The organism is Chryseobacterium sp. 27AL (assembly GCF_057815395.1).
In genome coordinates this window covers 29,542-45,436 of record NZ_JBYRIW010000010.1, presented here as the reverse complement: position 1 = coordinate 45,436, position 15,895 = coordinate 29,542, and the positions used below count along the sequence as shown (strand labels likewise).

The window sequence follows — 15,895 nt, the reverse complement described above, 5'->3', positions numbered from 1 at the left end:
TCAGTAATATTAAAGATTGTGACAATTCAATAACTTTATAACTTAAATAACGTATAACATAATCTGTATAGATTAAAGAGTATAATTAAACCATGACAAACATAAAATCAATAATTGACCATATCATTCAGATAGAACATGGCTTTAAGCACATTATAGAAGCCGGTGATCAAATCCTGAATGATAAAAATGAGAATCATTTTGAGCAGGCTTTGGATTTTCTGAAGCAAAATGATTACCAGGTAAAAATGCTGGGCACTTACATTCTCGGACAGCTTTCTACAAACCATCCTGAGGCTCTGAAAATTCTAGAAAATGAAGTATCGCTGGAACCAAACTGGCGTGTACAGGAAATGCTTGCCAAGGCGTTTGATCATTATTGCAGCGTCATAGGCTATGAGCAAAGCTTACCCAAAATAAAAAATTGGCTGTCTAGCCCTAATCCGAATGTTAAAAGAGCAGTTATTGAAGGACTCCGAATCTGGACAGGAAGAGCTTATTTTAAAGATCATCCTGAAGTGGCTGTTGATCTTATTGCTAAATACAGATCAGAAGACAGTGAATATGTAAGAAAATCGGTAGGCAATTCTCTTCGTGATATCAGCAAAAAAAATCCTGATTTGATAGATAAAGAAGTATCAACATGGAATCTTCAGGATAAAAATACCCTGTTTACCTACAAACTTATCAAAGAAAAAAAATAATTCTCACGATTCAATTAAAATCCGCTTAAGCTTTTATATAACAACAAAAGATTCAAAAAACGAGTTCAATTATTTAAAGTTGATGACTAAAAATGAAAAAGGTCACAATAGCTTAAAAAACCTTCGATTTCATTCTTTTGAGAACTTTGAATGTATTCCATAGCCATGACTGAAAATAATCACTTCAGGATTCCGGATCCGGGATTATCTAATGCCACAGTAATTTTCTGTTTCTGGTCTGGTCTTAAAAAGTGACTGTGCCGGCTTTAACATTATATGCCTTGCCGCCATCTGTTTTCTTATGAAGATTGTAACTCATAAGACCTACAATAATTAGCATAAAGAAAATATATTTTTCATCCAATTAAATTCATTTATATAGTTGGAGGTTCGCTGATGTCCATTTATTCAATTATTTCTTATTCTTTTAAGAAACACTGACTCCAAAAATATGCCCTATCAATGCAGTTATACCCATCGCGACGGTTCCCCAGAAACATATTCTCATAACTGCAATTCCGGTTTTTGAACCACCGGTCCTGGCCGAAATAGCTCCCAAAATCATCAGAAAAACGATTGAAAAACCATATTGAAAATAGACCATCTGTTTGATTGGCGCCAAAAGCGAAACCATAAACGGCAACAAAGCCCCCAGCGCAAATGAACCGAATGAAGCAATCGCAGCCTGCAACGGTTTTGCCTGAGTAATTTCATTGATTCCCAATTCGTCGTGCGCATGAGCAGCCAAAGCATCATGTTCGGTAAGTTCAGTAGCTACGCGTAAAGCCGTTTCTTTACTGACACCGCGTTTTTCATAAATTTTGGCAAGTTCCTGAAGTTCTATTTCGGGCATTTCTTCCAGCTCACGCTTTTCCCTAAGAAGATCAGCTTTTTCAGTATCTTCCTGAGAGCTCACGGAAACATATTCTCCGGCAGCCATGGACATTGCACCGGCAATCATTCCGGCAAGGGCGGCAAGGACGATCGTATTCCTGTCCGGTGAAGCGGCGGCAACCCCTATAACGATACTTGTGGTGGAAAGCAATCCGTCATTAGCTCCTAAAACCGCTGCCCGAAGCCAGCCTACTCTATTTACATAATGTTTTTCTAACTGATGATGCATAATTAAAAGTTTAAAACCATTCCGGCTCCAAAATTTTTAGAATCTAAAACAGGATAGATCATTGTAAAACTTTTGGAATCTTTTTTATTAAAAAATGTATTAATCCAGGGAAAAAGCCAATAAGCCAATTCTGTACTTAAAATTCCGAATCCGGCACCTGCAACCACATCCCCCACCCAATGTTTATCATTCAGGGTACGGTAAACTCCTGTGAATAAAGCAATAGGATATCCTGAAAGCGAAAGCCAGAAATTTTCATCTTTATATTCTCTGAAAAGAAAATGAGCTGATGAAAAAGCCGCCGCTGTATGCCCCGAAGGAAACGAAAGGTTATTAGAACCGTCCGGACGTTCTTCTTTCACCAAATGTTTCAACGGAAGCACAAATGCCGCTGAAATCAGTTGCGAAGTTCCGTAGATAATGGTCCTTTCCTTGAAATTATGTTTACCCTTTATCCCTACAAGATTATAGCCATACACCATAGCAGCAGGAAGATACTGCGTATAATTATCGAGTTTAATATGTTTCGGCTGATGCTCACCAATTTCATATTTTGTAGATCTGTTCAGATCTTTCAGAGCGTCAGAAGTAAGACTTATCACCCCATATCCAATCAAAACCGTTGGAACGATGAGCTTTTTATAACTGGGTCTGTAACTACGATCCTGGTATTCAAGCTTTTCAAAATACATGGAAGAATCTGCTCTGGTCTGCCCATTCATAGAATAAGAAAAGATCAAAGCGGCTATAAATGGGATTAATACTTTCATGGATTATTATCTGAACCTTAAATTTAAGGAAATAATATCAGATTTCACACCCACAGATTTTATAAATATCTACATTGATTTCCAGCATATTAAGTCGCTCTACCCAATAATCTATTTTTCGGACCGGTCCAGCTTCCGCCACCGCAGAATGACAAGTAAATTTAGAACCCCGCAACATCTACGGGATTCATTAACTGTTCTTATTCCGATTTTTCTAAGATTGATTTTTTTACCGGCTGCAATTGTGGGATTGAGAGTGTGCTGAGATATGTAATGGTTGTTCTGTTACCATTTTCATCTACTTTTACAATGATAGATTTGCAGCATGGGGAAGCCTTGAAGTGATTTTTGTAGCGTGTTCCACATTTAAAGCATTCGGTGATTACCGTTTTATTTTTTTCCATAGTTATTGTGTTAATTTCTTTACCTTAAAGATAAAGTTATCAATTTTTTTGAAATAATATTAGCAAAATTGTTTTTCGATCTGCAGCTTATTAAATATTGATAATTTGTAAAGTGCATCCAGAACGTTATCATCTTTTAATTTTCTGTTTTTTACCTTTCGTATATATACAGCATCTTTTGGCTCTTCTTGTAGAAGTATATTTACTGAAGTTGTGTAACGCGCCGGTAACCATTGCTCTATAAAATCAAGTTTTTCATCAGATTTTCTCTGCTGATTGGGATATTTTGATTTGCCCATACAAATGAATAAATTTTTGTTAAACCTTTTTTCGTAATTTTGTGTTGTCTCAACAGACAATTTTAAGAACAAATATACGATTTTATATTTATAAACAATACTATATTGAGAATTTATCAATTTATTATTGCTAATTATTTAACACAAAGAAGCTACTCAATATGAAAATTTACGAGAAGATCCGTGAGTACAGCAAGCAAAAAGGCGAAACGATGAGAGAAATCGCAACCAAGTATGGTGTGACGCCACAGTCTATTCAACTTTATTTTTCGGGGAAAAATGCAATGCCCCTGACTTTTTTGGTATGGTACGTAGAACACCATCCGGACATAGATCTTTATGCGCTTTTCAGTAAAGATCATGATCATATTGTTGCCGAGCCAAGAGCCGAATACCATAAGAAATACAGAAAGCAGCATGTTATCGACAGTATTGTCAAAATTCTTGAGGATGAGCTGTAAACGATCAATAATATGTAAAAGGTATCTATGAATGTTAAATTTTAACAAATTAGATTCATTTATAGCTGTTTTTATTTTAAATCAACTACCTTTATACTGATATAGAATTAAAAATATAATTTTTTTTAATTGATTTATTACTATTTGTATTCTATTGTCTTAATGATCCCATCATATATATCATAGGATTTTTGATGGGATTCAATACGATTGAGCGATATAATGTCGCAGAACGTGTTTTATAAACTTTACGGCCATGGTCATGAGGTTTATTGACGAAGGCTGAACATTTGTTCGGCTGATTTCATTTTATTTAAGGATTAGAATTATTTTAGTATGACAAGCAAAATCATAGGTGTAGGAAACTATATACCTTCAGAAACCATTAACAATTTATTTTTCGATAACCATGTATTCCTGAATGAAGAGGGAAATCTTTTACAAGACAGTAATGCGTCCATTACAAAAAAACTACAAAAAATTACAGGTATCGAAGAGAGAAGATATGCCAACAGCTCGCAGGTAGCCTCTGATCTGGGTTTCATAGCAGCGCAGTCTGCAATCGAAGACTCTGGGATAGATCCTGAAACGCTGGATTATATTATATTTGCCCACAATTTCGGTGATGTGCGATTTGGGACCATCCAGTCAGATACGGTTCCGAGCCTGGCTTCAAGGGTAAAACATTCATTAAAAATAAAAAATAATTTCTGCGTTGCATATGATGTGCTTTTCGGATGTCCGGGATGGATTGAGGGAGTGATTCAGGCTCATGCCTTTATCAGATCCGGAATAGCAAAAAGATGCCTGGTGATCGGTGCCGAAACACTTTCGCGGGTAGTTGATATCCACGACAGAGACAGCATGATCTATGCAGACGGAGCCGGAGCCGTAATTGTTGAGACCAATGAAACCGATGATTCAGGAATAAAATCCCATTTATCAGCTTCTTATACACTTAACGAAAAAGATTTTCTGTATTTCGGAAAATCATACAACAATGAAAGCTGCCCCGATACCAAATATATTAAAATGGACGGAAGAAAAATCTATGAATTTGCGCTTTCCAATGTTCCTGACGCTATGAAAAAATGCTTCGACAGCAGTGGATATCCCATCAATGATCTGAGTAAAATAATCATCCACCAGGCCAATGAGAAAATGGATGAGGCCATTGTAGAACGTTTCTATCAGCTGTACGAAAAAGATGTTCCTTCCGGTATAATGCCTATGGTAATCAGCAAATTGGGAAACAGCAGTGTAGCAACCATACCTTCTTTGCTCACCATGATCCTGAAAGATGAGCTGGAATCTCACACGATAAAAAAAGATGATATTATTCTCTTTGCGTCGGTAGGAGCAGGCATGAACATCAATGCACTCGTTTATAAATTTTAGAGCAAGCTATAAAGAGATCGGTTTAAAAGATACAAATATATTTTTGATAATCAACTACTTAAAATATATTTAATCTGTTTATTTTGTTCTATCTTTGCAATACAAAACAGGCCACTGCCTTGTTATTCTGTAGATTTTACATCTTATTTTCTTTCAGTTTACCTTTCCAGATGCCATTTTAGTTGAACAACAAGTCTTTGCACAAGGCATTAGACTTAACAATAATTTTTTTAACAATATTACAATGCAAGAAGGCACCGTAAAATTTTTTAATGAAGCAAAAGGCTTCGGTTTTATCTCTCCAACAGACGGAAGCAGAGATATTTTTGTACATTCTTCAGGATTAATTTCAAGATCTATCCAGGAAAATGACAAAGTAGTTTTTGAAGTACAGCAGGGCCAGAAAGGCTTAAATGCTGTGAATGTAAAATTGGCATAATACCAAGTCTTCAGGTATCAAAAGTAAGAATATCAATATTTTACTACGTATCTGAAAAGACATTATTGAATTGATATTTATCTTATTTATATATGTCATCAGCCTCTCGCAGAAAATGTGGGAGGTTTGTTTTTTTATAATCATGAGCATGATTAGCATTAAATTTGTTTCATTGTTTTTAACAATTTATTTATCTTCGTTTCCAATTAAATAATTTGATTTTGCCTGTAGAAACAGTATATATGCCAGTCAGCTCCTCTCACAAATTAATTCCTATGACCGATTTCGTCATAGAATATTATTCACATGAAGGATATGCAGATCTTCAGACCTTAAAGCTGATGAATAATTATGCGAATTTCCTGAAAAAGCCTCTGACACTGGGGATGTTTGTACCGGTTGATACGAAAGGAAATATTCTTAAGGAACCCAGAAACTATACCTCCTGGAAATCTCTTGAGCACAACAAGAAAGGCTATGATACCAAAGTCGACAGCAACCCATTTGAAGAATATAAAATATACCAAAAAGCTGAAAAAAAATGTCTTTTTGAAGGGTTTAAAATTGCCTATAACGGATATTCAGTGGTAAGAATAACAGCAATCTATAATGATTCGATAGAGCTTTCATTCAATAAAAATGAAAAAGCTTTTCAAAATTTCAGAGATGTAGAATCCCTGACGCATTTTCCGGACATCTACCTGAATGCTAATGCTTTAAAAAAATTAGGACTAAGAAAATAATTTTAAACTTACTAAAATTATCCGTTTTTAACTGCTTTTCCATACACTTCGAGCGCTCTTTTCCAGGCAAAAACATGCTCTACAATCTGATCAGCATTTATTTCTTCTTCGGTAAGCCATTTTTTGATGTATTTCTGGTCAGCATCAAACTTTTTAGCCTGTTCGGAAGGATTAAAAACCCTGAAATAAGGTGCTGCATCACATCCGCAGCCTGCTGCCCATTGCCAGTTACCGTTGTTGGATGAAAGTTCATAGTCCAGAAGCTTTTCTGCAAAGTAAGCTTCACCCCACCTCCAGTCGATGAGCAGGTGTTTGGTGAGAAAACTTGCTACGACCATTCTCACCCTGTTGTGCATAAATCCGGTTTGGTTCAGTTGTCGCATTCCGGCATCAACAATGGGATAGCCTGTTTTTCCTTTGCACCAGAGATCAAACTCTTTTTCATTATTTCTCCATTCTATATTTTCATATTTTTCTTTAAATGAATGATGCACTACTTTCGGAAAATGATAAAGAATCTGCATAAAGAACTCACGCCAGATTAACTCATTCAGCCAGGTTTCATTATGTTCAACAGCAAACTGTACACATTTACGAACCGAGATTGTTCCGAATCGTAGGGCAACACCCAAATGGGTTGTGTGATCCATTCCCGGAAAATCTCTGTATTGACCATAATCATCAATGATTGATTTGTTAAGAACAGGCTGTTTAAATTCAACTTCCGTTTTTTTAAAGCCGATATCATCAAGTTCAGGAAATTCTGGTGCCTGATATGGTAAGAAATTCGAAAAATCTGCTTTATAGTTTTCAATACTGTTTTTTTTCAGAAGCGCTTTCCATTGTTTCGAATAAGGTGTATAAACGGTATAGGGTGTTCCGTCTTTTTTTAGAACTTCGTCCTTTTCAAAAATCAGCTGATCTTTAAAGCTTTTAAAATCAATATCATTTTTTTTAAGATAAGCTTCCACCTCCTGATCACGTTTTATCGCATCAGGCTCGTAATCGGAATTACAGAATACGGTATCAATATCGAATTCGTTGATTAATTTTTTGAATGCATCCAAAGGTTTTTCATGAAAAACTTTAATTCCTGAGGTATACTTTTTTAGTTCCTGATGAATTTCTTTCAACGCCTGGTGGAAATAATCTATTCTTTTATCCGATTTGTTTTCAAGTTTTCCTAAAATCTCTTTATCGAAAATAAAAACAGGCAGCACTTTAAAATCTCCATTTAAGGCATGGTAAAGACCACAATTATCCTGCAATCGCATATCTCTCCGGAACCAAAAAATATTTATTTTGTTTTTAATGACAGACATGAAAAATCAGTTGTGTTGATTAAAAAGTTTTTCCAATACATTAAACCGATAATCGAAAATATGCTGGAGCTTATTTTTAACAAAAATTTTATGAGCAATTTCTCCTAAAAGACCAAAAGGAAGTTCATAATCGACAGTATCTTTCATCAGTACACCGTTTTCATTTTCTATAAATTCATGGTGATGATGCCAGAGTTTGTAAGGTCCTTTTTTTTGAAAATCAGTAAAGCTCTTTCTGAAACTGACCTGAATAATCTCGGTTTTCCATTTCAATTTAATTCCAAAAAGTGGAGAAACAAAATAGTCGATGATCATGCCTTCATAGATTTCATCATTCTCAAACTTTGTCAGGACAATGAATTTCATATTTTCCGGAGTAATCTTGGAGAGATTTTTAGCAGAAGAAAAAAATTTCCACGCAGTGTCTATATCACAATTCAGCTGTTGCTCGCGAAAGAGTTTGTGTTTCATTATTTTTTCACATTGAAATACAATAAAGATACCACATTTGTGTTTTTTTTGATGCACTAATATAAAAATTATTTTACAAAAATATTTCTGTTAAATATAAAAATAATTTAATGTATTATTTATAATGCAGAAATATTCCGTAATCAGTAGGGGTCCACAGGGCCGCTTTTTGTCCGGCAACTTTTAAAGCATTATTAGCCCAGGTATTGCAGGTATCAAGAAAACTGTATCTTCCTTTTGCATCGTAGAATGCGTCATTATTTCCATAGACCGCATTGGTAGGAATAAGAATAAAATTTCCGTTGTGATCTCTGTCAAATTTATTTTCTACAAATTCTACCAGTTTTTTATATTGACTTCTGCTGATCATAATCATTTTACAGTCATCGCCTTCTTTCATTGTTTCATAATAGGTACAGTGCATCGCAGATTCACTTAGCCAGAAAGCAGCTTTAAAGGCTGTGGAAAATTTGAGATCGGCCCAGGTAGGAGTATCAAGATAAAAGCCTTTATCACCCCACCCGATTCCTATATAATTATAATCTGTTTTTTTTGATTTTGTATTGGCAAACGGAACTGTAGCACTCCAGTCGTAAAGATTGTTTTTTACAGGCATTACAATATCTGTATGCACTCCGTTGGTGTAAATATAAATGGGAATTTCTTTCTTTTGGCCATCATCTTTCGCCGAAATTTCAATAAACGGCAGAAGATATCCTAAAGCAACATAAAGTGCGATAATTCCAACAACAATGCCTAAAGCTTTAAGAATAATAAATAACATTTTTTTGACAGCCATCTTTTAAATATAATGAATAAAATTTAATAATAATTTTCTTAAAAGTATTTGTTTTAAACGAATTTTTCTTTAAATTTAAATACAAAATTGTTCACAAATATGCAGAAAAACACTAAATCAAACAAAAGATTTAAAATCAGAGTAAAAGTTGCTCCAAAAAGAATACAGAAAAAACGTTGATTTTCGGTGAGAAATATTCTCCTGAAAATCTTTTTTTTGAAGTAACCCGATACCTGTAAAATCTTACCTCTTTAAATAAATTTAAGGAATGGTCGTTTATCCTTTTGATTTTGGAACCTAAAAATTCCAGACAGGAAATTATCCCCTAAAAATTCAACTTGTTTGATGACTTGCCTAGAAATTCTATATTTCGTTTAAGACCTGCAAATTTTGTCCTTTTAACGGGAGATTTCCTAAATATTTCCGAAAACAGCTCCTGAGTAAGTTCTTTCCATTCGCCTTTTTTAAAGTTTTTTAATGCCTGGTTGGGTGAAAACTTTTTTTGATGTGTCGGCGCTGAAAACCTGTTCCACGGACAAACATCCTGACAGACATCACATCCGAACATCCAGTCATCCATTTTATCCTTAAAATAATCGGGAATATCATTTTTAAGCTCAATAGTAGCATAAGAAATACACTTGCTTCCGTCGATCAGCTTTTCAGAAACAATAGCATCTGTAGGACAGGCATCTATACATTTCCTGCATGTCCCGCAATGATCGGTTGTTTCGTGATCGGGAATCAGTTCAAGATCGCAGATGATCTCGGCCAGAAAATAAAATGAGCCGTTATGCTTAGTAATAAGATTTGCATTTTTACCTACCCAACCAATTCCGGATTTACGGGCCCAGCTTCTTTCCAGAACCGGTGCAGAATCAACAAAAACCCGAAAACCAAACGCTCCGATATCTTCCTGAAGCCCTGCAACCATCTCTCTGAGAATATCTTTGATTACTTCATGGTAATCTTCGGCATAGGCATATTTTGAGATTTTAAAATTATCCAATGTAGAAATTTTCTCTTCGGGAAAGTAATTATAGGAAAGGGAAATCACTGATTTTGAACCTTCTACCAATAACCTCGGATCCAGTCTTTTATCGAAATGATTTTCCATATATTTCATTTCGCCATGAAAATTATTCTTCAGCCATTCTTCCAGTGGTCTTGCATCTTCTTCCAGAAAATCAGCTTTGGAAATACCACAGCTCTGAAAGCCAAAACTTTTTGCCCTGGCCTTGATCAACTGCGAATATTTTTCTGCGTTCGAATTCATTATTTACCTTGCAAAACTAAGATTATTTTATAAATTTGCGGCTTTAATAATTAATATCTCATAAAGAGAAATTTATAATAACCATGAATAAAATAATTTTATTAGCCTGTATTTCCTCAGTTAGCCTATTCAATGCGCAAATCAAATTCGAAAAAGGATATTTTATTAATAACTCGGGTAAAAAGAGTGAAGTTTTAATTAAAAATCTTGACTGGAAGAATAACCCTACAGAATTTGAATATAAAACCGATGGATCGACGGATATTAAAAGACAAAACATCGCAAACATTCAGGAATTCGGAATCGGTAATGAAAGCAAATATGTCAGAAAAAAAGTGATGATCGATAATTCATCCGAACAGTTATCCGATATGTCCTATGAAAGAAAACCCCAGTTTGAAGAGCGTACAGTATTTCTTAAATACATCATCGACGGAAAGGCTGATCTTTTATATTATGAAAATTCAGAAATCCAAAAGTTTTTTTTCAACATTAACAACTCTGAACCAAAGCAGTTAATCCACAAATCCTATTATATTAACACTAACCAAATTGCGTATAATGAAGATTATAAAAAGCAGCTTGCCGAAATTTTAAATTGCGGAGTTGAAAACAAAAAAATTGATGCGGCAAAATACGAGACAAAAGACCTTGCTAACTTATTTATAAGCTATAACGCTTGTAGCGATGGTAATACTGCAATAAACTATAATCAACCGGCAGAAAAGGCTGATCTTTTCAATTTAAATATCAGACCTGGAATTAATTTTTCTTCATTTGAAGTTAATAATTCAACTTATTTAGCCAATGAGACAACTAAATTTGACCGCGAGGCATCTTTCAGAATAGGAATTGAAGCTGAGTTTATATTACCATTCAATAAAAATAAATGGGCTTTGTTTGTTGAACCAACTTATCAATACTATAAGACTGAAAAAGAATCGATTGTATATGCTGGTCAGTATTTTGAAACAAAATCGACAAGAGAGGTGGATTATAAATCCATAGAAGTTCCGTTTGGAGTGAGATATTATTTCTTTCTGAATAACAAATCAAAGATTTTTTTAAACGCAGCTTACGTGATAGATCTTGAGCTTAATTCTAAACTTAAAATGGATTTTGCAGAAATCAAGATTGACTCCGGCAGTAATCTTGCATTTGGTGCCGGATATAAATATAATGACAGATTTTTGGTCGAATTGCGCGCAACAACGCAAAGAAATCTTCTACAAAATTATCTTTATATGACTTCAAAATATCAGACCATTTCCCTTATTTTAGGGTACACATTATTCTAAACGTGTAGTTAATTATCATTAATTTTACGTATTTTCGTTTAGTATTTAATAAATCAAATCATTATGTCTTTATCAGAAGTTTTAAAATCAGGAAATTATGAATTAATCGACGTTCGCGAGCCTATGGAGCTTGAGATGGACGGAAATATAGAAGGAGCTAAAAATATTCCTCTGGGCGAAGTAGAAGAAAGACAAGATGAGATTTTGTCTATTGAAAAACCGGTAATTATTTTCTGCAGAAGTGGAAACAGAAGCGGAAAAGCTTTGGAATACCTAAACACTCAAGGCCTGAAAGAAGGCTATAACGGCGGTGGCTGGGCTGAACTTAAACAAGCTATAGAAGCAAATCAGGGAACTTTTTAAAGTTCCTTTTTTTATTTAAAAAATCGTAAAATGGATCTTCAAGAAAGATTTTCAAGAAATTGTATTCAAATCTCAGATAATATTAAGCTTATTAATGATCTATGGCTTGAGATAGAGAAGAAATATTCCGAAAAAGGAAGACACTATCACAACTTTGAACATCTGCAAAATATGTTTATTGAACTGAGTCAGGTAACGCCTACAATAACAGATCTTACAGCAATTACATTTTCTGTATTTTATCATGATGTGATTTATAATGTTTCTTCAAAAACTAATGAAGAAAAAAGCGCTGAGTTTGCCAGAAAACATCTTCGAAAATTGTGTACAGACACCGATCTTGCTGAAAAAGTTTCACAACAGATCATTGCTACAAAACTTCATATATCTGAGGACAGTGACACCAATTATCTTTTGGATGCAGATCTTTCGGTCTTGGGACAGAAATCTGAAAAATACATAGAATACACTCAAAAAATCAGAAAAGAATACTCAATATATCCCGATTTACTATATAAACCCGGAAGAAAAAAAGTATTACATCATTTTCTGGAATCTGAAAGTATCTTTAAAACGAATTATTTTAGAGAAAAATATGAAGATCAGGCCAGAAAAAATATACTGTTAGAAATTGAATCTTTAAATTTTGGCTAAAGCCAACTTGTATATTAAAATTAAAGTGGGCTAAAGCCCGCTCCTATTGATATTGCTGATTTAATTTTTTTATTAAAATAGTAATTTAAATTTTACGGCTATTCACTATTTGACCTAAGAATTCAATTGATTTTGCTAAAACCAGTTCCGGAACCTCTTTATGAGGAGTATGCCCGACACCTTTAATAATAAACTTTTCAGCAGCTCCGCCTACTTGGGAAATCGTTTTCTCGACCTGCATCAATGTTCCGTATTCATCATTTTCACCCTGAATAAATAACAGCGGTGAATTGATATCTTTCAAAAGGCATTCTATATTCCAGCTTCGAAATCGATCACTTAACCAAATCTCTGTCCATGCCTTAATGATCATTTCCACCTTGTCACCGTGATATTTCGCCAACCGTTCAGGAAGATTTGTCGTCTGATAAGTATGCAATGCGTCTGCAACACCTTTTACGGTAATATCTTCCACGAAAATGTGGCCGGCTTCACAGATAACTGCTTTTATTTTTTCGGGATATTTTGCGGCAGCAATTAAAGCGATTGTCCCTCCATCACTGTGACCAAAAAGAATAATCTCCTGTATATCTAATTGATCCAGTAAGGCGTTCAGAACATCTGCTTCGGTTTCCATATAATCGATTTTACGTTCATGAGTAAACATAGGAAAAGATTTTCCATAACCTAAACGATCATATATCAACGTATTACATTGGGTTTCCTTTGACAGTTTATCCGGGAAGTCTCTCCAAAGCTGAGAACTGCCTAAAGAATCATGTAAAAAAACAACAGTCGGCCTGTTTTCAAATAAATTTTTGTACTCAACATAAAGCTTTTTCCCTTTTACATCGATAATCCCTACTTCCATTATCTTTAAATTCCTTATAAAACCGGGGTATCCGTATTTCTGAATTCTTCCAGCAAATTTTTAAACACAGTTTCTGCAGGAAGTATCTCATCAATTAAAGCGGAAACCTGGCCTATTTCAAGCTCACCTTCATCCAAATCACCCTCAAACATTCCTTTTTTTGCTCTTGCGCGGCCTAAAGAAGCAATCAGGGATTCTTTATTTCTACCTGTATTATAGATTTCTTCGAGTTCATTAAAAAACTTATTTTTAACCATCCTTACCGGCGCAAGTTCTTTCAGGGTAAGATGAGTATCACCTTCCTGAAGTTCGGTTATTTTTTTCTTCCAGTTTTCATGAGCACTTGCTTCTGTCGTTGCGGCAAACCGGGAGCCAATCTGTACACCGTCTGCCCCGAGGATCATGGCTGCTTTTATTTGTGATCCCAAAGCAATTCCTCCTGCTGCAATCAGCGGTTTTGTAATGTGTTTTTTGACATTCGGAATCAGACAGAATGTTGTCGTTTCATCTCTTCCGTTGTGACCGCCAGCCTCAAAGCCTTCTGCAACGATAGCGTCAACTCCTGCATCTTCGCATTTCATGGCAAATTTTGTAGAGGAAACGACGTGAGCCACTTTTATTCCTTCTTTTTGAAGAGTTTCGGTATAAGCTTTAGGACTTCCGGCAGATGTGAAAACAATCTTCACCTCTTCTTCCAAAATAATATTGATAATTTCTTCTAAATTGGGATAAAGGAGTGCTACATTTACGCCAAAAGGCTTATCAGTAGCTTTCTTACACTTCTGAATGTTTTCACGCAAAATGTCAGGATACATACTTGCGGAACCAATCAATCCCAATCCTCCACAATTTGAAACTGCCGAAGCCAGTCTCCATCCGGAATGCCAGATCATGCCCGCCTGGATGATGGGATATTGAATATTAAAAAGTTGTGTAATTCTATTTTGACTTTGCTGCATATCGTGAAGTTTTTTAGCCGAACTAAAATCTATAAAATTGCTCATGCTGTAAAAATAATAAAAACTAATGTTAACGGCAGTTTTAAGCATAAAAAAACCTCCAGAAATTCTGAAGGTTTAGTATATCTACTTTTTGATTGAATCTTTTTTCCAGCTTCCTTTAAAAGCACAGCTGTCATATCGGCCGTCTATCGAAATGAATGTCGTCGGTAATTTTGAATTAACAAACTTTTCCACCATTTCATTTCTTCTTTTGTTAAGTGCCATTTGCTTGATTCTGTCATAGTCAGTTTCCAGCGTAATCTGGTGCGCAGGAATCACATCTTCCATTTTGATGATCTTTACTACTTTTCTGTCTCTTTCATCTTTATCATCAAAAGCATTCGTGATATCTCCTTTATTAAGACCTGCTAACTCATAACTGATTGTTCCTGGAACACTTTCTCTTTCTATTTTATTAGAGCCATCAGCACCGGGAATAACACCGGCATTGAATTTTGTTCTTTTATCATCAGAAAATCTGAACGCGGCATCTTTAAAAGTCATTTTACCATCCATAATCAAACCTCTGATGCTGTCTAATTTTGTTTTTGCGGTTTTAATTTCTTCATCAGTAGGTGTTGCCATTAAAAGAATATGTCTTGCATCATATATCTTTCCTGATTTTTTTACCAGCTGTATGATATGATAACCGAATTCGGATTCTATCGGGTCTGAAATTTCTCCTTCTTGAAGGTTAAGGGCAGCAGCTTCGAAAGGTTTTACCATCTGACCTTTAGAGATATTTTTCATTAAACCACCGTTTGCCGCAGAACCCGGATCTTCTGAATAGATCCTTGCCTGGCTTTCAAAAGTTTCTCCTCCCTGAATATCCTGCTTTATTTTCTTCAATCTGTTAATCAGTTCATCTTTATGAGCTTCAGTAAGCTTAGGATACATCATAATCTGCGATAATGAAACCTCATCTTTAATTTCCGGAAGCTGAGTTTTGTACGTATTGTAGAAATCAGTTACCTCATTAGGCGTAACGTCAGCTTTTTCCGTAATTCTCTGGTATTTTGCCTGTCCGTAATATTGATCCGTATCGATTTTCTCGATCGCATTTTTCATTTCATATCCGTTTCTGAACTTGTAGGCAGCCAGCATTGTTTTCTCATCCGGAAACTGGGACAATAACTGCTGATATTTTGAATTCGCCTGTTCTTTAATTGCCGCAGAACGGTTTTCAATTAAGGTATCTTTTCTTGCTTCGTATACCAGGAGTTTGTTGTTTAGAAAACTCTCTAAAAACTCACATTTATCGATATTAGAAGCTCCCTGCTGTTTTGCATAGTTCATCTGCTCATTCACGTCAGATTCCAAAACAATTTCATCACCGATTACAGCAGCAATACCATCCACTAAATCTCCTTGTTTCAGCTGAGCATTCATCATATTTGTACCCAACAACATGATGAAAATTCCAAAAAGAAAAGTGATCTTAAGTTTATTTATCATTTTACTATTTTAAACAAGTTGCAAATTTAGAATTCTTAATGAAT

The 15,895-nt window shown here is 35.0% G+C and carries 19 protein-coding genes; 8 read left to right on the top strand and 11 right to left on the bottom strand.

Annotated elements, in window-relative coordinates; translation table 11 throughout:
* The first annotated feature begins 92 nt into the window (after window positions 1–92).
* Entirely contained in the window at window positions 93–704 is a 612-nt protein-coding gene (locus AC3WV0_RS13745; RefSeq protein ID WP_488846675.1) for a DNA alkylation repair protein, read from the top strand.
* A gap of 427 nt (window positions 705–1,131) precedes the next feature.
* On the opposite strand, the gene AC3WV0_RS13740 is transcribed toward AC3WV0_RS13745, so the two are convergent.
* The 4 genes from AC3WV0_RS13740 to AC3WV0_RS13725 form a co-directional block, all read right to left on the bottom strand.
* A complete protein-coding gene (locus AC3WV0_RS13740) occupies window positions 1,132–1,827 on the bottom strand; it encodes a VIT1/CCC1 transporter family protein (protein ID WP_488846674.1) in 696 nt (231 codons plus the stop codon).
* 2 nt (window positions 1,828–1,829) lie between these two features.
* A complete protein-coding gene (locus AC3WV0_RS13735) occupies window positions 1,830–2,597 on the bottom strand; it encodes a phosphatase PAP2 family protein (RefSeq protein WP_488846673.1) in 768 nt (255 codons plus the stop codon).
* Window positions 2,598–2,797: 200 nt separating this feature from the next.
* On the bottom strand, window positions 2,798–3,001 hold the full coding sequence (locus AC3WV0_RS13730) for a hypothetical protein (RefSeq protein WP_488846672.1): 204 nt from the start codon (window positions 2,999–3,001) through the stop codon (window positions 2,798–2,800).
* Window positions 3,002–3,060: 59 nt separating this feature from the next.
* Window positions 3,061–3,300, bottom strand: coding sequence for a hypothetical protein (locus tag AC3WV0_RS13725; protein WP_488846671.1), 240 nt, complete (start codon window positions 3,298–3,300; stop codon window positions 3,061–3,063).
* Window positions 3,301–3,461: 161 nt separating this feature from the next.
* Between AC3WV0_RS13725 and AC3WV0_RS13720 the strand changes: the two genes are divergently transcribed.
* From AC3WV0_RS13720 to AC3WV0_RS13705, 4 genes are all read left to right on the top strand, one after another.
* Entirely contained in the window at window positions 3,462–3,761 is a 300-nt protein-coding gene (locus AC3WV0_RS13720) for a helix-turn-helix domain-containing protein (RefSeq protein ID WP_488846670.1), read from the top strand.
* Window positions 3,762–4,097: 336 nt separating this feature from the next.
* Window positions 4,098–5,159: a 3-oxoacyl-ACP synthase III family protein gene (locus AC3WV0_RS13715; RefSeq protein ID WP_488846669.1), complete on the top strand. Its 1,062-nt coding sequence runs from the start codon at window positions 4,098–4,100 to the stop codon at window positions 5,157–5,159.
* Window positions 5,160–5,403: 244 nt separating this feature from the next.
* Window positions 5,404–5,598, top strand: a complete 195-nt coding sequence (locus AC3WV0_RS13710; RefSeq protein ID WP_029295183.1) for a cold-shock protein — start codon at window positions 5,404–5,406, stop codon at window positions 5,596–5,598.
* Between the two features lie 275 nt (window positions 5,599–5,873).
* Window positions 5,874–6,341: a hypothetical protein gene (locus tag AC3WV0_RS13705; RefSeq protein WP_488846668.1), complete on the top strand. Its 468-nt coding sequence runs from the start codon at window positions 5,874–5,876 to the stop codon at window positions 6,339–6,341.
* A 17-nt stretch (window positions 6,342–6,358) separates the two neighbouring features.
* Here AC3WV0_RS13705 and AC3WV0_RS13700 read toward each other — a convergent pair whose 3' ends face one another.
* The 4 genes from AC3WV0_RS13700 to queG form a co-directional block, all read right to left on the bottom strand.
* Entirely contained in the window at window positions 6,359–7,654 is a 1,296-nt protein-coding gene (locus tag AC3WV0_RS13700) for a cryptochrome/photolyase family protein (RefSeq protein ID WP_488846727.1), read from the bottom strand.
* Window positions 7,655–7,669: 15 nt separating this feature from the next.
* On the bottom strand, window positions 7,670–8,134 hold the full coding sequence (locus AC3WV0_RS13695) for an SRPBCC family protein (RefSeq protein WP_488846667.1): 465 nt from the start codon (window positions 8,132–8,134) through the stop codon (window positions 7,670–7,672).
* Window positions 8,135–8,249: 115 nt separating this feature from the next.
* Window positions 8,250–8,918, bottom strand: a complete 669-nt coding sequence (locus AC3WV0_RS13690) for a TIGR02117 family protein (RefSeq protein WP_488846666.1) — start codon at window positions 8,916–8,918, stop codon at window positions 8,250–8,252.
* Window positions 8,919–9,258: 340 nt separating this feature from the next.
* Window positions 9,259–10,209, bottom strand: coding sequence for a tRNA epoxyqueuosine(34) reductase QueG (gene queG / locus AC3WV0_RS13685; protein ID WP_488846665.1), 951 nt, complete (start codon window positions 10,207–10,209; stop codon window positions 9,259–9,261).
* 83 nt (window positions 10,210–10,292) lie between these two features.
* On the opposite strand from queG, the gene AC3WV0_RS13680 reads away from it, so the two are divergent.
* The 3 genes from AC3WV0_RS13680 to AC3WV0_RS13670 all read left to right on the top strand — a co-directional run bounded on the left by AC3WV0_RS13680 (window position 10,293) and on the right by AC3WV0_RS13670 (window position 12,524).
* Window positions 10,293–11,507, top strand: coding sequence for an outer membrane beta-barrel protein (locus AC3WV0_RS13680; RefSeq protein WP_488846664.1), 1,215 nt, complete (start codon window positions 10,293–10,295; stop codon window positions 11,505–11,507).
* A 63-nt stretch (window positions 11,508–11,570) separates the two neighbouring features.
* The gene (locus AC3WV0_RS13675; RefSeq protein ID WP_488846663.1) at window positions 11,571–11,870 is read left to right on the top strand and encodes a rhodanese-like domain-containing protein; all 300 of its coding nucleotides are present in this window, start codon (window positions 11,571–11,573) and stop codon (window positions 11,868–11,870) included.
* Between the two features lie 30 nt (window positions 11,871–11,900).
* Window positions 11,901–12,524: an HD domain-containing protein gene (locus AC3WV0_RS13670; protein ID WP_488846662.1), complete on the top strand. Its 624-nt coding sequence runs from the start codon at window positions 11,901–11,903 to the stop codon at window positions 12,522–12,524.
* A gap of 85 nt (window positions 12,525–12,609) precedes the next feature.
* Here the strand turns inward: AC3WV0_RS13670 and AC3WV0_RS13665 are convergent, their stop codons facing one another.
* The 3 genes from AC3WV0_RS13665 to AC3WV0_RS13655 all read right to left on the bottom strand — a co-directional run bounded on the left by AC3WV0_RS13665 (window position 12,610) and on the right by AC3WV0_RS13655 (window position 15,851).
* Complete coding sequence (locus AC3WV0_RS13665) at window positions 12,610–13,395, bottom strand: alpha/beta fold hydrolase (RefSeq protein ID WP_488846661.1); 786 nt, start codon at window positions 13,393–13,395, stop codon at window positions 12,610–12,612.
* A 14-nt stretch (window positions 13,396–13,409) separates the two neighbouring features.
* Complete coding sequence (locus AC3WV0_RS13660) at window positions 13,410–14,399, bottom strand: NAD(P)H-dependent flavin oxidoreductase (protein WP_488846660.1); 990 nt, start codon at window positions 14,397–14,399, stop codon at window positions 13,410–13,412.
* Window positions 14,400–14,480: 81 nt separating this feature from the next.
* Window positions 14,481–15,851, bottom strand: a complete 1,371-nt coding sequence (locus AC3WV0_RS13655; protein ID WP_488846659.1) for a peptidylprolyl isomerase — start codon at window positions 15,849–15,851, stop codon at window positions 14,481–14,483.
* Window positions 15,852–15,895 lie beyond the last annotated feature (44 nt).